Source organism: Bradyrhizobium sp. USDA 3240, from assembly GCF_054063295.1.
Genome location: NZ_JBSSGD010000002.1, coordinates 3,793,294 through 3,813,253, shown reverse-complemented (window position 1 = coordinate 3,813,253; position 19,960 = coordinate 3,793,294). Strand labels below are relative to the sequence as shown.

Sequence of the window (19,960 nt, the reverse complement as noted above, 5' to 3'; positions counted from 1 at the left end):
CTTGCCGCAAACAGGAGCATTTCATGCGCTTTATGTCGATCGTCACCTCGCCCCAGTCGCCGGCACAGCCGACCCCGGCGCTGCTGGAGGCCATGCACAAGCTCGCCGACCGCGAGATCAAGGCCGGCCGCATGGTCGATACCGGCGGGCTGATGCCGCTCGCGACCGGCGCGCAGGTCCGCATTGTCGACGGCCATCTCAGCGTCGTCGATGGTCCGTTCGTCGAGGCCAAGGAAGTGATCGGCGGCTACGCGATCTTCGAGCTGGGCAGCAAGGAAGAAGCGGTGGCGCTCGCAGTCGAGTTCATGCAGCTCCACAAGGATCACATGCCCGGCTGGCAAGGCACCTGCGAGGTCCGCGCCTTCGCGGGCTTTGCCGGACAGTGTCCCGAGTGAGCCGGAGGACAGGCGATGCGCTTCATGTATGTCCTGGTGGCGGAGAAGCCGATGCTGCCGAATCCACCTTTGAGGGAGGCGATCGGCAAGCTCGCCGAACGCGAGATCGCGGCCGGCCGCATGCTCGATACCGGCGCGCTGTTGCCGCGCACGGCGGGCGCGGAAGTGAAGATCAAGGATCGCAAGCTCACCGTCACCGACGGTCCCTTCATGGAGGCCAAGGAGGTGGTCGGCGGCTACGCCGTGTTCGAGCTGAAGGACAAGGAGGAGGCCGTGGCGCGCGCCGTCGAGTTCATGCAGCTTCATCTCGACCATATGCCGGATTGGGAACTGTCATGCGAGGTTCGCCCCTTCATGGAGTGCTGACCGTCGCCTCCGTCGCATGCCGGTGGTCGGCGTGACGGAGGACGAGGTCAAGCGCACCATCCTCGGTGTGTGGCGCATCGAGCAGCCGCGGCTGATCACCAGCCTGTCGCGGATGCTGCGCGACGTGCCGCTCGCCGAGGATCTGACCCAGGAAGCGCTGATCGCCGCGCTCGAGCACTGGCCGCTCAGTGGCGTGCCGGAGAAGCCGGGTGCCTGGCTGATGACGACCGCCAAGCGGCGCGCGCTCGATCATATCAGGCGCAACCGCATGCGGACCGAAAAGCACGGCATGCTGGCGCATGATCTGGTGCGGGAGCAGGAGACCATGCCGGATTTCGATGCCGCGCTCGACGACGATATCGGCGACGAATTGCTGCGGCTGATCTTCACCGCCTGCCATCCGCTGCTGTCGCGCGAGGCGCGCGCCGCGCTGGCGCTTCGGATGATCTGCGGTCTCACCACCGAGGAGATCGCGCGCGCCTTCCTGCAGGCGGAGGCGACCATCGCCCAGCGCATCGTGCGCGCCAAGCGCACGCTGTCGGAGTCAGGTCTTGCCTACGAGACGCCGCGCGGCGAGGCGCTGTCGGAGCGGCTCGCCTCCGTGCTCGAGGTCGCCTACCTGATCTTCAACGAGGGCTACACCGCGGCAAGCGGCGACGAGTGGCTGCGGCCGCAGCTCTGCAACGAGGCGCTGCGCATCGGCCGTGTGCTGAGCTCGATCGCGCCGAACGAGCCGGAAGCGCACGGTCTGCTGGCGCTGATGGAGTTCAACGCCTCGCGGATGGCGGCGCGCACCGATGCGGCCGGTGAGCCGATCCTGCTGATGGACCAGAACCGCGCGCTGTGGGATCGCCTGCAGATCCGCCGCGGGCGACTGGCGCTGGCGCGCGCCCGCGAGCTCGGCGGCGCCGGCGGCTTCTACGCATTGCAGGCCGCGATCGCCGCCTGCCACGCCGAGGCCGACATGCCTGACGCGACGGATTGGCGCCGCATCGCCGCCCTCTACGGCGATCTCGCCGCGCTGCTGGATTCGCCTGTCATCACGCTCAATCGCGCGGTCGCGATCGGCATGGCCGAAGGGCCGCTGGCGGCGCTCGCGATCGTCGACGGCCTCGCGGACGAGCCGGCACTGAAATCCTATCATCTGCTGCCAAGCGTGCGCGGCGATCTGCTGCACCGACTGAGCCGCTTTGCGGAGGCGCACACCGCGTTCGAGGCCGCCGCTGCACTCGCCGGCAATGCGCGCGAGCGTGAGTTGCTCAAGCGGCGCGCCGCGGTCGCGGCACGCGCCGCGCAGGAGCAGGCTGGCGGCTGAACGGCCTCGCGATCGACGCAAAGCGCCGGCATGTTCGCCGAATCGCAATGCGTCAGGGAACCGCGACCATGACGAAATCATCCGTGCTGGCGATCGGGCTTGACCCCACCTTCGTTGATCTGTCCGTCATGCCGCAATTCACGCCCGAGCTCGTGCGCAGCTACATCGACGCACAGATCGAGGGCCTGCGGATGCTTGGCTACGATGTCGAAAGCTGTCTCATCGACCTCGGCGATACGGCCGAAGCGGTGACGGCGGCGGCCCTCAACGCGCGCCGCTACGATTGCGTCGTGATCGGTGCCGGGTTGCGCGAGCCGCCGGAGCGGCTGCTGCTGTTCGAGACGATCCTCAATCTGGTGCACCGGCTCGCGCCCGGCGCCGCCATCTGCTTCAACACCAACCCGGCCGACACCACTACTGCCGTGCAGCGCTGGGTCAAGCCTTAGCGCGCGGCGCGGTAGATTGGCACGCGGGCCGAGCCCACCGCGAAGGCCCGGCGGTTGTTGCCAGCCCCAACCTATCTATGACAACATTCAAAATTCTGAATTGTCATGGCTTTTGGGACCCTATGCCGCGCCGCAAATTTGCCTGGGAGAAGCTCACGGATGCTCAGTTGCTCGAGCAACGCCTCAGCAGTCTGAGGGTTGCGGTCGAAGGCACCTGGCTCGCGGATTGTGTCAGCACACTCTACGAAGAGCTCGAAGAGCGCGGCATCCGGCTGCGGCCGCATGCATGGATCTCGAGCGAATGGTTCAGCCCGGCCGATGTGCCCGGCATCGCCATTCCGTTCTATCTCGCTCATCCCCGCCTGATGAAGCTCGAGAAGAAGATGATGCTCGACGTCGAGGGCGCCTCGTGGTCCGAGTGCATGGCCATTCTCCGCCACGAGGCGGGGCACGCCATCCAGCACGGCTACCAGCTGCAACGCCGCCGGCGCTGGCAGCAGCTGTTCGGTCCGTCGTCGCAACACTATCCGCGCTACTACCGGCCCAATCCGGCTAGCCGAAATTATGTCCAGCATCTCCGGCTGTGGTACGCGCAGAGCCATCCGGACGAGGATTTCGCCGAGACCTTCGCGGTGTGGCTGCGGCCGCGCTCCAACTGGCGGACCCGGTATGCCGGCTGGCCGGCGCTGAAGAAGCTCGAATATGTCGACGAGCTGATGGGCGAGATTGCCGGCGAGCGGCCGCTGCTGACGACACGCGAGCGGGTCGATCCGCTGCATACGCTCAAGCAGACGCTGGGCGAACACTACAAGAAGAAGCAGGCGTTCTACGCCTTCACACCGCCGAAGACCTACGACCGCGATCTGTCCAAGCTGTTCTCCGCCGATCCGCGGCATCACCGGCATCCGCCGGCTGCGTCCTTCATCAGGCGGCATCGCGCTCAGGTCAGGCAGCTGGTCGCGCGCTGGACCGGCGAGAACCAGTTGACGCTCGATGCCGTGCTCGACGACATGATATCGCGCTGCCGCGAGCTCAATCTGCGTGCCGTCGGCCCCGAGCAGAAGCTGGTGACCAACTTCACCATCCTGCTGACAGCCAAGACCATGCACGCGCTGTTCGGCCCGTCGCGCCGGAAATGGATCGCGCTATGAAACACTTTCGCATTCTGGTGCTGATGCACCCGGACTGTGTGCCGCCGGACTCCAGCGACGGATACTCAGCGCGGGAAATCAATGAGTGGAAAACCGAATACGACGTGGTGAGTACCCTGCGTGCGGCCGGGCACGACGTGCGTCCGCTCGGCGTGCAGGAGGAAATCAAGCCGGTGCGCGACGAGATCGAGGGCTTCAAGCCGCACGTGGTGTTCACGCTGCTGGAGGAGTTTCACTACGACGTCGTGTATGACCAGCACATCGCGAGCTATCTCGAGCTGATGAAGATCCCCTATACCGGGTGCAACCCGCGCGGCCTGATCCTGGCGCGCGGCAAGGATCTGTCCAAGACGCTGGTGCATCACCGCCGCATCCCGGTGCCGGCCTTCGCGGTGTTCCCGATGCGCCGCAAGGTCAAGCGGCCGCCGCGGCTTGCGCTGCCGCTGATCGTCAAGAGCCTGAGCAGCGATGGATCGCTCGGCATCTCGCAGGCGTCGATCGTCGATACAGACGAGAAGCTCGCCGAGCGTGTCGCCTTCATCCATGAGCGGATCGGAACGGCCGCGATCGCCGAGCAGTTCATCGAGGGGCGCGAGCTCTATGTCGGCGTGATCGGCAACAACAGGCTGCGGGTCCTGCCGGTTTGGGAATTGAAGTTCGGCAGCATGGGCGGCCCCGCTGCGCGCCAGATCGCCACCGAAAAGGTCAAGCACGACACCAGCTATCAGGAGCGCATCGGAATTGCGGACGGGCCGGCCGAGGATCTGACGCCCGAACTATCCGCCCATATTCAGCGGCTGGCGAAACGCATCTACCGGACCCTGGGGCTCGACGGCTACGCGCGCATCGACTTCCGCCTGTCCACCAATGGCGTTCCGTATTTCATTGAAGCCAATCCCAATCCCGAAATCGCCAAGAGCCAGGAGTTCGCGACAGCCGCGGGGCATGATGGACTGGACTACCCGGTACTGTTGAATCGCATCGTGGCGCTCGGGATCAGCCGCGCCAAGGCCGGCGTATCCCTGGGCTGAACCGAAGCGTTAAAGGCTGCGTTGCATCAGGTGGCGTCGTGCGTCCCTGGGGATGAACATCGCAAACGTTTCCCTAACGCGCGCCGCCGGCGTCGCGGTTGCGGCGAGGGTGGCGACGGGGAGAGCCGTGCCACGAAATTCATCTGGTTCCGGCCATCGTCGCGCAAAGATATCGTTTACCGATGCCGGCATGGTGAGCCAGTCGCTGCGGCAGGTATCGTAGACGTACAAGCCGGCAAGAAAAATCGATACGACAACAAGGATCGTCCTGAAAATTGGCATTGTGATTGCGCCTTCTTGATTGAGGCGAACAATGCCTGGACACAGTGAACCGCGCGTTTAGCGCTCCGGCCGATCGGCCGATACGGTTCCCAACTCATGAACGGGCTTGCGTAAACGGCTCGCTTACCAATGCCTTCAAGGTTGCGGCAACCAGCTTTCCTCACCGGCGGGAAAGAAGTCTCTGGCATCAAGAGAGCAACAAAAAGACTGAGGAGGCACCATGTTCGTCGCCATTCGAGTCATGATCCTGATCGCCAGTGCGTATGCCGGCTCGGCCGTTGCAGAGATGCAGTTCGCGCCGCTGCCGAGCCTTGCGTCGTCGTCCGCGCCGTAGGCCTGCAAGCGACGCAGTGCCCCCGCGCTTTACGCCGGATTGGGCGGTGCCGCGGCAACCCCGATGGCGCGGGCTGCGTTTTCCGTCATCCGGGTCGCCGTCAGCCGCAGGAAATACAGCGACAGTCCTGGATTGCGTTCGCACAGCTTCATCAGTGCGCCATCGCTGATCGACAGCAAATCCACATCGGTCGCTGCCAGGGCAGTCTGCGTGCGTCGTCGCTCGAGTGAGAACAGTCCAATTTCTCCGAACAACTCGCCCGCCGCGACCCCGCGATCGATCTCGGGAAACCTGACCTCGCCCGATACGACCATGTAGAGCAGGTCGGCGTCATCGCCTTTCCTGAAGATCGTTTCTCCTGCCTTGATGTGCTTCGGCCGCATAAACGGTTGCAGCCAGCTCGGAGAAAGGTCAGTCGCGGCAGCGCGCCTGGCCTTGCGAAGCAGCCGAACCATCTGGAACAGCAATACCACGTTGAGCGGCAGCAGAATGATGTGCAGGATGAGCACGGGGTAGATCCGGTCGCCCAATCCATAGCTGATGAATGCCAGGTTGCTGGATATCGCGACAGCGCGCAGGCTCAACATCGTGCTCATGCAGAACGTCAGCAACACAAGAGCCGACGCGAGGTAACCCAAGCCATCGATCAGCGTCATGACAGCGCCCCGTCAGAAATGAATTGCAAGAAATGCGCTCTGAAAACGACTGGAAACATATACCAGTGCGCTTATTCTCTTGGGCGGAAATGAGGCCATGCCATGCATCTCAGACGACTGGCCCTACCGATCCTGACCGGGTTGCTGCTCGCAGCCTCAGCTTTGTCAGGTGCATCCCGCGCAGAAGGCGGCGCCGATCCTGTGTGGCCGACCCGGCAGTGGCAGAGTTCGACGCCGGAAGAGCAGGGGATGGACTCCGGCGCGCTGGCGCGGCTCGTCAACTTTGGCGCGGCTCACAGTTTCGATAGCCTCCTGATTGCGCGTCATGGCCGGATCGTGCTCGACGCTTACTATGCGCCGTATACGCCGGAGATTCCGCATCTCTTCAATTCCGTCACCAAGGCGGTGACCGGCACGCTGGTCGCGATGCTGCTCAAGGACAAGGTGCTCGACAGCCTCGACCATCACATGGTGGACTTCTTTGGCGACCGCACCATCGCCAATCTCGATGACCGCAAGCGGGCGATCACGATCCAGACCATGCTCGACATGACCTCGGGGATGGCCTGGACGGAAGGCGTCGAGGGCGGCAGGCCGGAGTCGCTGATCGAATGGGGGCGCAGCCCCGATGCGATCCAGTTCATCCTGGACCGTCCGATGGCGAAGGCGCCGGGCGAGGCGTTCTACTACAACACCGGCAATCCGCAGCTGCTGGCCGCGATCATCAACAAGCTCACCGGCGTGAGCGCGCGGGACTATGCGGTGACGAAATTGTTTCGCCCGCTCGGGTTGCCGCGCCGTACTGGCACAGCATCGGGCCGGGGCTGACCCAGGGCGGCGGTGGGCTTCTGCTCGCGCCGCGCGACGCCGCCAAGATCGGGCTGATCTATCTGCATGACGGCGAATGGGAGGGGCAGCGGTTGCTGCCGTTCGGCTGGGTCGATCGTATCAGGCACGCGACGACCGAGATGCACACCTCGTTCGATCCGTCCCTGCACTACGCCAATTTCTTCTGGGTGATGCCGAAGCAGCAGGCCTTCATGGCGGTCGGCGACCGCTGCCAGCTGATCATGATCTTTCCCGCGCTCGACATCGTCACCGTCGTGACCGCGCGCAACTACTGCTCGTTCGGCAGGATGGCCGACGACGTTTCCGGCGCGGTCAAGTCCGACACGGCGCTGCCGGTGAACTCCGCCGGTGGCAATCAGCTTGCCGCGGCGCTGCGAGATAGCGCGACGGAAAAGCCGTCGGCGGTCGGTGCTGTGCCCGAGACCGCGGCGGCCATCTCGGGCAAGACTTGGCGTTTCCCGGCCAACGGCCTCAATCTGCGGGTGCTGACGCTGTATCTGACCGATCCGTCCCCGCGCTATGAGCTGGAAACGACGCCGGATCCGGCGCGGCCGGTGGTGAGATTGGCGGGACCGATCGGGCTCGACGGCACCTATCGTCTCGGCCAGCCGACGCCGCTCGGCGTGATGGCGCTGAAGGGGACGTGGCAGACTGCTGAGACGTTTGCGATCGACCTGCGTCTGGTCGGCGGTGATACCGACCGCAAATGGCTGCTCACGTTCGACGGCGGCAAGGCCAGGCTCAGCGGCAAGGATCGCTTCGGCCAGGATGTGCAGGTCGATGCGGAAGCGCAGGGCGGCCAATAGCCTGGCGTGACGGTTCTACCCAGCGCTCGCGGCCCATCCTCACGGACACCGTGAAGTCCGCAATGATGATGCGTCGTATCGCGCGAGAACCGTCCTCATCGTCGTCCCGGCGAAGGCCGGGACCCATAACCACGAACGACTGTTGTTGTGCGAGGCTGGAACGACGAGTCTCTCTCACAACAACTGCTGCGGCGTATGGGTCCCGGCCTTCGCCGGGACGACGCCTGGGATGGAGCCGCGGCATCGCATTCTCGCCGGTGTCATGCCCGCATGCGGGCGATCCAGTACGCCGCGGCTTCTCGGCTCAAGCACAGGCGTCTCTGGAATACCGGATCACCCGCATGCGCGGGTAATGACACCGAGTAGCTGTTCGACAGTTGAATCGGAAGCGGGCGGCAGCGCGGCTAGTGGTCCGTCTTCGGCGTCTTGGCTGCGAAGTCGAAGCCGAGCCGGAGGGCGCGCTCCTGGCGCTCTTCGGTCAGGAACTGAAGCTCCCGCTCCAGCGACCGCGCGACCTCGTCCTGGGTTTCCTGGGAGTGGCGGCGGGAGCCGCCGTGCGGTTTGGCCGATTGGGCAGTCACGGGAGAACCCTTGTCATCGCGGTGTCACAGGCGCAGGCATGCCACGGCCGGAGTCCGGCGGACAATCAAAAAGAATTCAGCGGGGGGTCTTTGGAATGTTTGTTGTGCAACTGACTCAAATTTAAGCAGGAAATTCTCCGGCCTTGTCGCAAGCGGCCGAGGCCGTTGAGACCTCAGTCTCATCAATTCGGATGAGAGGAGCCGGTTCCGACGAAATCATTTCTGGATTCGCACGAAGACGTCCCGAAACCGACAAGGTCTAACCTTAGTAGCGTTGTGAAGGATGGGTGCCTGATGAGACGCTGACGATTGAGGTCGTGAGATTCACGACCGAGGTTGTAAGGTTCGTCGGTGCACCTGAGACGGTGGGGATGATCTCGGAAATGAAGAAGCCGAATGCTGTGCCATATGTCTGGGCGGCCGCGCTGATCGCGGTCGTGATCTGGGGCGTGAGCGGAACCCCGCAGATGGCACATACCTCTGCCAGCAGCACGCATCTGGCCCGGGCGCGCTAGCGCAATTTCAAGCGAAGCGGTTTCCGCCTCGCGTCAAGACAACGCGTCTCCACAAAAGCCAGAGCGTTTTCGAGCGAAGTGGACACCGGTTCGCGTGAAGAAAACGTGTCAAAACTAGAATCTAGAGCTTCGGCCGCAGCGAGCGCTGCATATCCATCGTGTAGGTGTAGCGCCCTTCCGGGTGCGTGGTGATGGTGACCTCGAACAGTTCCTCGCGCAGGCCGTAGTAGCGGCGTACCACGGTGAGCGCCGGCGATCCGGTCTTGACGCCGAGTGCCTTGGCGATCGGCGCCGGCATGCTCCGCACGAAGATTTCCATCTGCGCGCGCTCGGTGACTTGGCCGTACATCTTGGCGATCTGCTCGTGCACCGGGGTGCGGCCGTGGTCGCTGCGGGTCACGACATCGGCGAATCGGCGCAGTACGTAGATTTCGGTCCAGCCGAGCGGTGCGGCGAACTGGTCGGAGCGGCGCACGGCCTCGATCAGGAACCAGCTCTTGCCGGGCTCGCATTTCAGGAGCGCGGCCAGCTTGCGGTCGGCGACGATGTCGCTGCTACCGACCACGTCGCGGTAGGTCTCGTTGGAATAGCGCAGCCACTCGCCGAGTGACTTGACGCTGTGGGTGAACAGCACCGGTGGCTCGGAGGCGATCACCACCGAACCGAGGCCGGCGCGGCGCACGATCAGGCCCTGGTCGATCAGGATGCGCAGCGCCTCGCGCACGGTCTGGCGGCTCGCCTGATAGCTCGCCATCAACTCGGTTTCGGTCGGCAGCAGATTGCCGACCGCGTAGGCGCCGAGACGGATGTCCTTCTGCAGCCCGGTGGCGATGTCGCGGTAGCGGGACGATCTTGCCCTCTCCGGTTGTTCAGACATGGCGCATCACTGGTATGCCGTATGGCAGGCAACCGGATGTCCAGACTGCATCGACTGCAACGCGGCCTCGAATGCGGCGAGCGTCGCCAGCACATCCGCTTCGGGCACCGGGAACGGCTGTCTGCGTTCGACCGCGTCGGCAAAGGCCGAAAGTTCCGCGGTGAGCGTGTTGACCGCCGGATAGCGCGTCGTTTTCGGTGCCTCGCCGGATTTCCGTTGCACCATCGTCCCCTCGTCGAGCACCTCTGCGGATCCCTTCGTCCCGAACACATGCACGCGCCAATAGAACGGTGTTGCGCGGATTGTCGCAAGGGTTGCACTCACGCCATTCACAAATTCAATCGCTAAAGTTGCAGTGTCGAGTGGCGGCGGCCCGGCCTCGCGTTCACTCAACCGGGCATAAACCTGTCGGGCAGGACCAAGGAGGCTGACGAAGCCGTCGAGCACATGCAGTCCCGCGCCGGTCAGCCCGCCGCCCGGCGACTCCTCGGGCGACAGCCGCCAGCCCTGCGTGACGGCCAGGGAGTTCTCGTTGCTGTTGTGGCCCTCGACATGCAGGATGGTGCCGAGCTCGCCACTGGCGACCATCGCGCGCAGTGCCTGCATCGACGGCCAGAACCGGCGGTTATGCCCGACCGCGAGCAGCACGCCGGCGTTGCGGCAGGCCGCGAACATCTCGGCCGCATCGCTGCGCTTGAGCGCCAGCGGCTTCTCGCAAAACACCTGCTTACCGGCTCTGGCTGCCGCGATCACCTGGTTCCGGTGCAGCGAATGCGGTGTTGCGAGCAGCACGGCATCGATATCGGGCTCGGCCAGCACGGCCTCCAGGCTGGCCGCGGGGGACAGACCGTGCGCCGCGCAGAAGTCCGCGGCGCCGCTCGTGTCGGGTTCCACCGCGCGAACGATCCGCAGCCGCGGCTCGCTCTGAGCGGCCTGGACCAGCGCGCGGCCCCAGCGGCCGAGGCCCGCGATCGCACAATTGATCATGAGTGTTCCTTGCTCTGGTCGCGTCCGGCCCGGATCGCCTCGATCACTGCGGCGCTGTCGCTGTCCGGGCCTTGCAGCGCGATTGCCGCGCGCAGCAACTCGGCCTGCGCCGAGGTCAGCGGCAACGGCAGGCCGTGCCGGTCGGCCTCCTGCAGGATCAGCTCGGCGTCCTTCAGGGTCTGCGCGATATGCGATTGCGGCGCGAAATCCCGCACCAGCATTTTCGGTCCCTTGCTGTCCATCACGCTGGAATATGCCGCCGATTGCCGCGCGGTCGCAAGGAAGCTCGCGCCGTCGAGGCCGAGGCTTTCGGCAAAGGCGATGCCTTCGGCCAAGGCGGCGCGGTTGTTCTGCAGGATCAGGTTGATGGCAAGCTTGGTGCGGCTAGCATTGCCGATCGCGCCGACGTTGATCCGCCGCGGACAGAGGATGTCGAGCGTCGCCGCGGCGGCCGCGATGACGTCGCCGTCGCCGGCGACCAGCGCGGTGGCCGTGCCCGCGCGGACCTCGGCGCTGGTGCCCGAGATCGGCGCTTCGATGAAGGCAAGGCGCACGCGCGCGGCGAATTCGGCGATCGCCGTGATCTCGCCCGGCGCGCAGGTCGTGGTGCAGATCACGAGCGGCGGCACTGTCGCATTCGCGAGGTCCGGTAACAGGCCCATGACCTGGGCCGCATCGTACACGGCAATCACGATGATCCGGCACCGCGCCGCCACGTCGGCGGCGAAGGCCGCGAACTCGGCGCCGCTGGCCCGCAAGCCGTCGCTCTTCGCGGCATCGACGTCGAAGCCGATCACCCCGATGCCGGCATCGATCAGCCGCGCGGAAAGCGCCGATCCCATCAGGCCCAGGCCAATCATGCCGACAGGTGTCTCGCGAGCCATGATGCGACGCCGCTTCGCGCTATTGCGGCTGGATGCCGGCCGCCTCCACCTCCGCCGACCAGCGCACGACCTCGCTCTTGACGAAGGCGCCGAACTCGGCCGGCGCCAGCGGCGCCACGATCACGCCGACATCGGCGAGCTTCTTCCTGGTCTCCGGCATCGCGAGGTACTTGGCGCATTCGGCGTAGATCTTGTTGACCACCGGTTCCGGCGTCCCGGCGGGCGCGAACAGCCCGTACCAGATGGTGGCCTCGAAGCCGGGCATTGCTTCGGAGAGCGCGGGCAGGCCGGGCGTCAGCTCGTTGCGGGTCGCCGATGTCACGGCGATCCCGCGCAAGGTGCCGCCCTGCATCTGCGGGATCGCGACCGAGAAGTCGCCGAGGGTCAGGTCGATGACGCCTGCCATCACATCGGTCATCGCCTGCGGCACGCCGCGGTAGGAGGCTGCGATCAGCGACAGGCCGCCGCGCGATTGCAGCTGCGCGATCGAGATCTGCGAGGCGCCGGAGCCGTAGCCCGCGGTCAGATTGGGGGTGGTTTTGGCGTAGCTGAGGAACTGCGGCAGGTCCTTCGCCGCAAGCTTCGGGTTGACCAGCAGCACCATCGCCGTGGTGGTGGTGCGGATCACCGGCGCAAAATCCTTCACCGGATCATAGGGCAGGCTTTTCAGCGTCGCGACATTGCTGGCATGGGTGGTGTTGGTGCCCATCAACAGCGTGTAGCCGTCGGGCGCGCTGCGGGCGACTTCCTGGGCGCCGATGCTGCCGAGGGCGCCGGCGCGGTTCTCGATCAGCACGGTCTGGCCGAACGCGTCCTGCAGATGCTGGCCGACCAGCCGCGCGACATTGTCGGGCCCGGCGCCGGCCGGAAACGGCACGATGATCTTAATTGGCCGCTGCGGGAAATCGTCCGCCGCGAAAGCCGGCAGGGCCGGAAGCGCAGCGAGCAGGACGACGAGCAGCCCCAGCCGTAACTTCATCCCGGTCCCCTCCGTCCCTGCTTTTGGGCAAATTTATACGGACAAATAGATCAGAAAGGCAAGCAGTAGGCCTATCGAAATATTGAGGAGCGACATATTTATCCGTATAAATAACCCATACAGGGGAGCCAGACGACGATGGTGGACACCAGCGATCTCCATGCCCGCGGGCTGCGCCGGCGCCAGAAGATGTTCGGCGAGGTCGATGTCGCCAAGCGGATGGCCGCCGCGGGCGATTTTGGCACGCCGCTGCAAAACATCATCAATGCCTACGTCTATGGCGACGTCTTGGGAGCGCTCCGGGCTGTCCGACCAGATCCGCAGCCTCGTGATGCTCGGCATCACCGCGGCGAGCAGCAAGCCCACCGAGTTCCGCGTCCATGCCAAGGGCGCGCTGGCCAATGGCTGCACCGCCGCGCAGGTGCAGGACGTGCTGCTGCTGGTCGCGATGTATTGCGGCATTCCAGCCGCGATCGAGACCAGCAAGATCGCAGCCGAGGTGTTCGGCGAGGCGCCTGCGGAGGGGTAGGGCACGGGCCTGCGCCGTGATAGGGACGTTGCCGACTGCGAACGGCAACAGGATGCGTCCATGTCCGGCTTCCCCACTTCGACCACCGTGCTCGATTCCGTGCTGTTTCGCGATGCCTTCGGCACGCCCGCGATGCGCGAGGTGTTCTCCGACCTGCGGCTGCTCCAGCGCTATGCCGAAGTCGAAGTGGCGCTCGCGAAGGCCGAAGCCCGTTGCGGCGTGATCCCTGCGGAAGCGGCCGCGGAGATCGCAAAGCGCACGGACGTCGCCGCGTTCGATTTCGACCTGCTGCGGCAAGAGACCGACATCGTCGGCTACCCGATCCTGCCGCTGGTGCATCAGATGGCGAAGCAGTGCGGCGAGGCCGGCCGCTACGTCCATTGGGGCGCCACTACGCAGGACATCATGGACACCGCTGTGGTGCTGCAACTGCGCGATGGCCTTGGGATCATCGAGGACGACATTGCCGTGCTGCGCGGCATCCTCGCCGATCTCTCGACGAAATACCGCGACACGCCGATGGCCGGCCGCACCCATCTGCAGCAGGCGCTGCCGGTGACCTTCGGCTACAAGACCGCGATCTGGCTTGCCGCGTTCGATCGCCATGCCGCGCGGCTGGCCGAGCTGAAGCCGCGCGTGCTGGTCGGCCAGTTCGCCGGCGCCGCCGGCACGCTGGCCTCGCTGGGTGACAAGGGCTTCGAGGTCCAGCAGGCGCTGTGCGAGGAGCTCGGCCTCGGTGTGCCCGTCTCGACCTGGCATGTCGCGCGCGACGGTCTGGCGGAAGCGGTGAATTTCCTCGGGCTGGTCACGGGAACGCTCGGCAAGATCGCGCTCGACATCATGATCATGGCCTCGACCGAATTCGGCGAGGTCTACGAACCCTTCGTGAAGGGACGCGGCGCGTCCTCGACCATGCCGCAGAAGCGCAACCCGATCTCGTCGGAGCTGATGCTCGCTGCTTCCAAGGCGGTGCGCCAGCATGCCGGCCTGATGCTGGATGCCATGGTGCAGGATTTCGAACGCGCCACCGGCCCGTGGCACGCCGAATGGATGGCGATCCCGGAAAGCTTCGTGCTGACCGCGGGCGCGCTGCATCAGGCGAGGTTCGCGCTTGGCGGCCTGATTGTTGATGAAAAGCGGATGGCCGCCAATCTCGACATCAGCCGCGGGCTCATTGTGGCTGAAGCCGTGATGATGGGCCTTGCGCCCGCGATCGGCCGGCAGGAGGCGCATGATGTGGTCTACGACGCCTGCCGTGTCGCCAACGACAAGGGCCTGACGCTGGCCGAGGCGCTGGCGGTGGATGATCGCGTCGCGAGCCGGATCGATCGGGCGACGATCGATCGCCTCACCGCGCCGAAAAACTATCTCGGCCTCGCGCCCGAGATGGTCGACCGGGTGCTGGCCTCAGTGAAGCGGTAAAATTCGAGGCAATTGCTCGCCGTCGCGTGATCGGACGCGGCGGGCGGGAACCTTGCGAACGCCGATCGAATTGGACTACGAATCCTCAAAGCCCTCAAACGACACGGCCGGACACTTCATGACCGCACATCAACGCAACCTTTCCGCCTCGATCGATCCTGTCAAACTCGATCGGCTCGCCGAAGTCGCGATCAAGGTCGGCCTGCAACTGCAGCCGGGACAGGACCTGCTGCTGACGGCGCCTTCCGCGGCGATGCCGCTGGTGCGGCGGGTGGCGGAGCACGCTTACAAGGCCGGCGCGGGTCTCGTGACCCCGTTCTTCTCGGACGAGGAGCTCACGCTGGCGCGCTATCGCTACGCCAACGACGCGAGCTTCGATCGTGCCGCGGGCTGGCTCTATGAGGGCATGGCGAAGGCGTTCGGTGCCAACACCGCGCGGCTCGCGATCGTCGGCGACAATCCGATGCTGCTGTCGGGCGAAGACCCGACCAAGGTGGCGCGCGCCAGCAAGGCCAATTCGATCGCCTACCAGCCGGCGCTGCAGAAGATCGTCAATTTCGACACCAACTGGAACATCATCGCCTATCCGAGCACGTCGTGGGCCAAGCAGGTATTCCCTGATGATGCCGAGGATGTCGCGGTGGCCAAGCTCGCGGATGCAATCTTCTCTGCGTCTCGGGTTGATCAGGACGGCGCCGTCGCCAACTGGGAACAGCACAATGCCAGACTGCGCGAGCGCACCGAATGGCTGAACGGCCAGCGCTTCCATGCGCTGAAATATTCCGGCCCCGGAATGGACCTCACGATCGGCCTTGCCGACGGTCATGAATGGGAAGGCGGCGCGTCGACCGCCAAGAACGGCATTGTCTGCAATGCCAACATCCCGACCGAGGAGGTCTTCACCACGCCGCACTGCCGCCGCGTCTCAGGCCATGTCGTCAGCTCCAAGCCGCTGTCCTATCAGGGTGCGCTGATCGACAATATTTCGGTGAAGTTCGAGGAAGGTCGCATCGTCGAGGCCAAGGCGTCGCGCGGCGAGGAGGTGCTGAACAAGGTGCTCGACACCGACGAGGGCGCGCGCCGCCTCGGCGAGGTCGCGCTGGTGCCGCACTCATCGCCGATCTCGAAGAGCGGGCTGTTGTTCTTCAACACGCTGTTCGACGAGAACGCCGCCTCGCACATCGCGCTCGGCCAATGCTACTCGAAATGCTTCGTCAACGGCGACAAGCTGACGCCGCAGCAGATCGCCGAGCAGGGCGGCAACAAGAGCCTGATCCATATCGACTGGATGATCGGCTCCGCCCACACCGACATCGACGGCATCCATGCCGACGGCCGCAGCGTGCCAGTGTTCCGCAAGGGCGAGTGGGCGTAAGGGGCGGCTAGCCCATCTTGCGCAGCTCAATTCCGTCATCCTGAGGAGCGGCCACTTGGCCGCGTCTCGAAGGATGCACGGCCCAGATGCGTCCGCGCGTTGCTTCTCTACCACCGAGAGTGTGGCCGTCGACCCTTCGAGACGCCGCTTCGCGGCTCCTCAGGGTGACGGGGATAAATCTGCTGTTGCCGGGCTTACGCTGCAGGGTGCTATTGAAACCTGCGTTCCCGCGCGGCGATCAGCTCGTCGCGCGGCGCGCTGAAGCGGCAGGTCTCGTGCTGCGGCTTGAACCCGAGCCGGCGATAGATTTTCAGCGCGGCAGCATTGCGGCTCGAGACGTTGAGCCAGCAGGGATGCTCGACCGACACGTCGTGTGCGGCCAGCACGCGGTAGACCAGCAGTTGGCCGAGCCCGCGTCCCTGCCGTGCCGGGTCGACCGCGACCGACTCGATCCACATCGAGTTCCGTTCCGGCTCGGTCAGGCAGAAGCCCGACATCTGGCCATCTTCCGACGCGATCCAGACTTCGCTCTCGGACAGGACCTGCGCCATCTCCTCCGGCGAATACCGTCGGAAGGCGGAGTCCGAGGCATAGGCGGCGTTATGGATGCGCGCCACCTCGCCGGCGCAGGCGGTGACGTCGCCGGCCTGCTCGATGGTGGCGCGGGCCGCCGCGAGCGTGCGCGCCGGCTGCAACGGCTCGACGCATTTCATCCCGATCTCGGACTCAAGATGAACAAAGCCGAAGGCGGCGACGAAGGCCATTCCCGCCGGCCAGTCGCTGCTCACCAGCGTCTGGACGGTGAGATCGGGATCGGTGTCGATCGCAAGCACGTCGTCGAACAGCGCAAGGCCAATCCGGCGGCGCCGCATCTCGGGCGCGACGACGATCTTGAGGAACCTCGAATGATGCGCGCCCTGATCGCGCAACGAAGATTCGGCCAAGCCGAGCAGCCGGCCGTTCCGTTCGGCAACGCGGAAATCGCGGCCGCCACGGTTCTGCGGCAGTTTCAGGAACTGGTCCCACTGCGGCAGCGTGACAGGGCCCAGCCGCGGTTCCACCGCAGCCGCCTTTGCGTAGAGTTCGACCACCGCTTCTGCATCAGCCTCACGAAGCGGCCGGATGGTGATGCTGTCATCCATGAGTCGCAAGTTTACCCGATATCGAGCCGATAGACATCCTTTGCCGTCTGCAAGAACAACGCCGTCTTTTCGGCTTCGCTATATTGTGATGCAAGCCGTTTAAAGGTGTTGAAGATCACCTGATAGCTGCACTGTCCCTTATCAGGTGGGAAGTTGCTCTCGAACATGCAACGGCTCGGGCCGAACGCCTCGATGCAGGTCTCCACATAGGGCCGCCAGGCGGCGGCGAGTTCCTCCGACGAGGGCGGCCTGGGGCGGAGGTGGAAGTCGTAGCCGAGCAGGCACATCGCGAGCCCGCCGAGCTTGACCACGACGTTCGGGCATTTGGCGATCTCCTGGATCGACGCCTTCCAGACCGGAAAGGTTTCCTCGCGCTTGCCGGCGAAGCGGCCGGTGCCGACCGGCCCGCCGCAATGGTCGAGCACGATCCTTGTGTCGGGGAAGGCGCGGGCGAGGTCGGTCAACTCGCCGATCTGCGGGTGGAACAGCCAGGCATCGAAGCTGAGCCCGAGCGGCGCCAGGCAGGCGAACCCCCTACGAAAGGTGGAATCCAGCAAGATGCCCTTCGGGCGGTTGGCATACATGTGGGCGACATTGGGGTCCTCGTCCCAGGCCGAGGAGTGGCGGATGCCGCGGAACCGGCCGTTGCCGGCTGATATCTCCGCCTCCAGCACCGCCTTGGCCTGATCGCCGATCAGAAGGTTAACGTGGCTGACGATGCCGGCGCAGATCGCCGCCTTGCCGTAGCCGCCGCTCGCCGCCATCGCCGCGACGCCGTTGGCGAACTCGACCTCGCCGACCGGGCGGAACGCCTCCGGCCCGTCGGCGCGGTACATCGACCGACAGTCGACATAGACGGTCGCCACGATGTTGTGGCCCGAGGCGATGTCGTCGCGCATCTCCTCGATCAGGTAGCGCAAGCCCCCGCGGTCCCAGAGATGATGGTGCGGATCGACGATCGGCCTGTTGGGATCGATGATCTCCTCGGTATATTGGGCGAGCCAGTCTTCGCGCGGATTGGCGTAGAGTCCGCTCGCAGAGGCCGGCAAGGTACTGGTCATCGATTTCGCTCCCGTTTGGTTTTGCTTCTTCTTGAAAAGAGACGTCACACCCCGTCAAGAATGATCACCGTCGGCGTCGCCGGCAGGGTGTCGCGTGAAATCCGCAACGTGCGCTCACCGCCGCGGCGGTCGATCTCGAATTGCTGGCCGATCAGGCGCATGAACTCGTCGAGCGGGGTGGCGAAGCGGTGCATCGGCAGCACGACGGCTGAGCGCAGCCGCTTGGTGATCTCGGAGATGCCGTCGAGCGACATTGTATAGGTGCCGTCGATCGGCACCATCACGATGTCGAGCCGGCCGATCGCCGCGAAATGGCTGTCGTCGAGCTTGACGTGGAGGTGGCCGAGATGGCCGATGCAGAGGCCGGCGACCTCGAAGATGAAGATCGAATTGCCGTCCTTGATCATCTCGCCGCCGGAGTCTTCGCCCCAATAGCGGCGGATGTCGGTGGTGACGTTGCGGATATAGACGTCGCCGATCCGCATCCCGTAATGCGCGGCCTGGCCGTTCTCGCCCCAGCCATGCAGCACGTGGGGAATTTTCGGGTCGGGAAACAGCGTGTAATGCGTCGCATGCGCCCGGTTCATGGTCGCGACGTCGGGCAGCCGCCCGGTCCGGTAGACGCCGTTGTAGTCGGTCGCGATCCTGACGCCGCCGGGCGTGTCGATGTAATAGGTGGAATGGCCGGCATAGGTGATCGCGACCTCGTCGGCCTTGGCCGCGACGCGCCGGTAGTTCACCGGGACGGCGTGCGGCGGTGCATTGGCCATCGCCAGGCATTCGCTGCGCGGGGCGTCCTGCGCCAGGGCGTGACTGGTCAATGTTCCCAGCAAAGCGAGCGCGGCAAGCAATCTCAGCATGAGTTGTTCCGTCTCCGGCGATATCCGCCGGCGTCACACTATCGCGCAATCGGCGTGTCGTCATGATGAGGCGGGCGCATCGCTCCATGGCGTTGACTGCAATACGATCCGGGCGATTCTTGAGTCGGGACGCGCTACCATGCCGCGCAGATCACAGCGATCAGGGAGTTCTGCGTGACTGACAATAGCTCCGCGCCGCGCGCATCATCTACCAGGCGGCTCGAGCCGCTGCGCCATGTCGACGCAGGCGTGCTCGACATCGCTTATTACGAGGCGGGTCCGGCGGACGGGCCGGCGGTGCTGCTGATGCACGGCTTTCCCTACGACATCCATTCCTACGTGGACGTCGCTCCACTGCTGGCGGCGCAGGGCTGCCGGGTCATCGTGCCCTATCTGCGCGGCTACGGACCGACGGTGTTCCGCGACAAGGCGACGCCACGCTCGGGCGAGCAGGCGGCGGTCGGCGCCGACTTGCTGGCGCTGATGGATGGGCTCGGCATCAGGCGCGCGGTATTCGCCGGCTATGACTGGGGCGGCCGCGCCGCCTCGATCGGTGCGGCGCTGTGGCCGGAACGATGCATCGGCCTCGTCTGCACCAACGGCTACATGATCCAGGACATCGCGCATGCGATGGTGCCGGCGCGGCCGGAGCGCGAAGTGCCGCTGTGGTATCAGTATTACTTCCAGCTCGAGCGGGGGCGCGCCGGGCTCGCCGCCCACCGGGCCGGCATCGCGAAGCTATTGTGGTCGCAATGGTCGCCGAGCTGGGCATTCGATGACGCCTGCTTCGAGCGGACTGCAGTTGCATTCGACAATCCTGATTATGTCGACGTCGTGATCCACAGCTACCGGCATCGCTACGGCGTTGTCGCTGGAGATCCGCAGTATGCTGACATTCAGCGGCGGCTGGACGCGCTGCCGGTGATTACGGTCCCCACCATTACGCTCGACGGCGGCGATGACGGGGTTACGGCTGCCGGCGACGGCAGCGCCAGCGCGGCGAAGTACACGGCGCGCCGCGCCTATCGCGTGATCCCGGGCGCCGGCCATAACCTGCCGCAGGAAGCGCCGGAGGCGTTCGCCGCGGCGGTGATGGAAGTGATGAAGGCGTGATGAC

At 65.2% G+C, this 19,960-nt stretch carries 23 protein-coding genes; 13 read left to right on the top strand and 10 right to left on the bottom strand.

The features are described from left to right. Window positions 1–23: 23 nt before the first annotated feature. From ACVIGA_RS18745 to ACVIGA_RS18720, 6 genes are all read left to right on the top strand, one after another. A complete protein-coding gene (locus ACVIGA_RS18745) occupies window positions 24–395 on the top strand; it encodes a YciI family protein (RefSeq protein WP_223972363.1) in 372 nt (123 codons plus the stop codon). 15 nt (window positions 396–410) lie between these two features. Continuing rightward, window positions 411–761: a YciI family protein gene (locus tag ACVIGA_RS18740; RefSeq protein ID WP_028341793.1), complete on the top strand. Its 351-nt coding sequence runs from the start codon at window positions 411–413 to the stop codon at window positions 759–761. Window positions 762–792: 31 nt separating this feature from the next. Next, complete coding sequence (locus tag ACVIGA_RS18735) at window positions 793–2,076, top strand: RNA polymerase sigma factor (RefSeq protein WP_456667509.1); 1,284 nt, start codon at window positions 793–795, stop codon at window positions 2,074–2,076. A 68-nt stretch (window positions 2,077–2,144) separates the two neighbouring features. After that, window positions 2,145–2,522 (top strand): hypothetical protein, encoded by a 378-nt coding sequence (locus ACVIGA_RS18730; protein ID WP_456667508.1) that lies wholly within the window; start codon window positions 2,145–2,147, stop codon window positions 2,520–2,522. Window positions 2,523–2,689: 167 nt separating this feature from the next. After that, window positions 2,690–3,673 carry a putative zinc-binding metallopeptidase gene (locus tag ACVIGA_RS18725; protein ID WP_456667507.1) on the top strand — a complete coding sequence of 328 codons (984 nt, stop codon included), beginning with the start codon at window positions 2,690–2,692 and terminating at the stop codon, window positions 3,671–3,673. Further along, the gene (locus ACVIGA_RS18720; protein ID WP_456667506.1) at window positions 3,670–4,704 is read left to right on the top strand and encodes a D-alanine--D-alanine ligase family protein; all 1,035 of its coding nucleotides are present in this window, start codon (window positions 3,670–3,672) and stop codon (window positions 4,702–4,704) included. Before ACVIGA_RS18725 ends, ACVIGA_RS18720 begins: the two co-directional genes overlap by 4 nt. A 9-nt stretch (window positions 4,705–4,713) precedes the next feature. Here ACVIGA_RS18720 and ACVIGA_RS18715 read toward each other — a convergent pair whose 3' ends face one another. Then, on the bottom strand, window positions 4,714–4,986 hold the full coding sequence (locus ACVIGA_RS18715) for a hypothetical protein (protein ID WP_456667505.1): 273 nt from the start codon (window positions 4,984–4,986) through the stop codon (window positions 4,714–4,716). Window positions 4,987–5,349: 363 nt separating this feature from the next. After that, the gene (locus ACVIGA_RS18710) at window positions 5,350–5,976 is read right to left on the bottom strand and encodes a Crp/Fnr family transcriptional regulator (RefSeq protein ID WP_456667504.1); all 627 of its coding nucleotides are present in this window, start codon (window positions 5,974–5,976) and stop codon (window positions 5,350–5,352) included. A 102-nt stretch (window positions 5,977–6,078) separates the two neighbouring features. Here ACVIGA_RS18710 and ACVIGA_RS18705 point away from each other — a divergent pair, with 102 nt between their 5' ends. Together ACVIGA_RS18705 and ACVIGA_RS18700 are read left to right on the top strand one after the other, a co-directional pair. Next, window positions 6,079–6,804, top strand: a complete 726-nt coding sequence (locus ACVIGA_RS18705; RefSeq protein WP_456667503.1) for a serine hydrolase domain-containing protein — start codon at window positions 6,079–6,081, stop codon at window positions 6,802–6,804. A 92-nt stretch (window positions 6,805–6,896) separates the two neighbouring features. Further along, a complete protein-coding gene (locus ACVIGA_RS18700) occupies window positions 6,897–7,631 on the top strand; it encodes a hypothetical protein (RefSeq protein WP_456667502.1) in 735 nt (244 codons plus the stop codon). A gap of 404 nt (window positions 7,632–8,035) precedes the next feature. On the opposite strand, the gene ACVIGA_RS18695 is transcribed toward ACVIGA_RS18700, so the two are convergent. Beyond that, window positions 8,036–8,212, bottom strand: a complete 177-nt coding sequence (locus ACVIGA_RS18695) for a hypothetical protein (protein ID WP_456667501.1) — start codon at window positions 8,210–8,212, stop codon at window positions 8,036–8,038. 287 nt (window positions 8,213–8,499) lie between these two features. Between ACVIGA_RS18695 and ACVIGA_RS18690 the strand changes: the two genes are divergently transcribed. Beyond that, a complete protein-coding gene (locus tag ACVIGA_RS18690) occupies window positions 8,500–8,727 on the top strand; it encodes a hypothetical protein (RefSeq protein WP_456667500.1) in 228 nt (75 codons plus the stop codon). Window positions 8,728–8,848: 121 nt separating this feature from the next. On the opposite strand, the gene ACVIGA_RS18685 is transcribed toward ACVIGA_RS18690, so the two are convergent. Genes ACVIGA_RS18685 through ACVIGA_RS18670 form a run of 4 tightly spaced genes read right to left on the bottom strand, consistent with a single transcriptional unit; the run spans window position 8,849 to window position 12,454 of the window. Then, complete coding sequence (locus ACVIGA_RS18685; RefSeq protein WP_456667499.1) at window positions 8,849–9,604, bottom strand: GntR family transcriptional regulator; 756 nt, start codon at window positions 9,602–9,604, stop codon at window positions 8,849–8,851. A 6-nt stretch (window positions 9,605–9,610) separates the two neighbouring features. After that, a complete protein-coding gene (locus ACVIGA_RS18680) occupies window positions 9,611–10,591 on the bottom strand; it encodes a Gfo/Idh/MocA family protein (protein ID WP_456667498.1) in 981 nt (326 codons plus the stop codon). Further along, entirely contained in the window at window positions 10,588–11,475 is an 888-nt protein-coding gene (locus tag ACVIGA_RS18675) for an NAD(P)-dependent oxidoreductase (protein WP_456667497.1), read from the bottom strand. The genes ACVIGA_RS18680 and ACVIGA_RS18675 overlap by 4 nt, the downstream gene beginning before the upstream one ends. A 19-nt stretch (window positions 11,476–11,494) precedes the next feature. Next, on the bottom strand, window positions 11,495–12,454 hold the full coding sequence (locus ACVIGA_RS18670; protein ID WP_456667496.1) for a Bug family tripartite tricarboxylate transporter substrate binding protein: 960 nt from the start codon (window positions 12,452–12,454) through the stop codon (window positions 11,495–11,497). A 277-nt stretch (window positions 12,455–12,731) separates the two neighbouring features. Here ACVIGA_RS18670 and ACVIGA_RS18665 point away from each other — a divergent pair, with 277 nt between their 5' ends. From ACVIGA_RS18665 to ACVIGA_RS18655, 3 genes are all read left to right on the top strand, one after another. After that, a complete protein-coding gene (locus tag ACVIGA_RS18665; protein ID WP_456667495.1) occupies window positions 12,732–12,983 on the top strand; it encodes a carboxymuconolactone decarboxylase family protein in 252 nt (83 codons plus the stop codon). Between the two features lie 60 nt (window positions 12,984–13,043). Further along, entirely contained in the window at window positions 13,044–14,405 is a 1,362-nt protein-coding gene (pcaB, locus tag ACVIGA_RS18660) for a 3-carboxy-cis,cis-muconate cycloisomerase (RefSeq protein WP_456667494.1), read from the top strand. A 118-nt stretch (window positions 14,406–14,523) separates the two neighbouring features. Continuing rightward, window positions 14,524–15,780: an aminopeptidase gene (locus tag ACVIGA_RS18655; protein ID WP_456667493.1), complete on the top strand. Its 1,257-nt coding sequence runs from the start codon at window positions 14,524–14,526 to the stop codon at window positions 15,778–15,780. 209 nt (window positions 15,781–15,989) lie between these two features. Here ACVIGA_RS18655 and ACVIGA_RS18650 read toward each other — a convergent pair whose 3' ends face one another. The 3 genes from ACVIGA_RS18650 to ACVIGA_RS18640 are packed head-to-tail and all read right to left on the bottom strand — an operon-like array spanning window position 15,990 to window position 18,843. Next, complete coding sequence (locus tag ACVIGA_RS18650) at window positions 15,990–16,922, bottom strand: GNAT family N-acetyltransferase (RefSeq protein WP_456667492.1); 933 nt, start codon at window positions 16,920–16,922, stop codon at window positions 15,990–15,992. 11 nt (window positions 16,923–16,933) lie between these two features. Then, window positions 16,934–17,983, bottom strand: a complete 1,050-nt coding sequence (locus ACVIGA_RS18645; RefSeq protein ID WP_456667491.1) for an amidohydrolase family protein — start codon at window positions 17,981–17,983, stop codon at window positions 16,934–16,936. Window positions 17,984–18,027: 44 nt separating this feature from the next. Further along, a complete protein-coding gene (locus tag ACVIGA_RS18640) occupies window positions 18,028–18,843 on the bottom strand; it encodes an MBL fold metallo-hydrolase (RefSeq protein WP_456667490.1) in 816 nt (271 codons plus the stop codon). Between the two features lie 174 nt (window positions 18,844–19,017). Between ACVIGA_RS18640 and ACVIGA_RS18635 the strand changes: the two genes are divergently transcribed. Continuing rightward, entirely contained in the window at window positions 19,018–19,956 is a 939-nt protein-coding gene (locus ACVIGA_RS18635; RefSeq protein ID WP_456667489.1) for an alpha/beta fold hydrolase, read from the top strand. Window positions 19,957–19,960 lie beyond the last annotated feature (4 nt).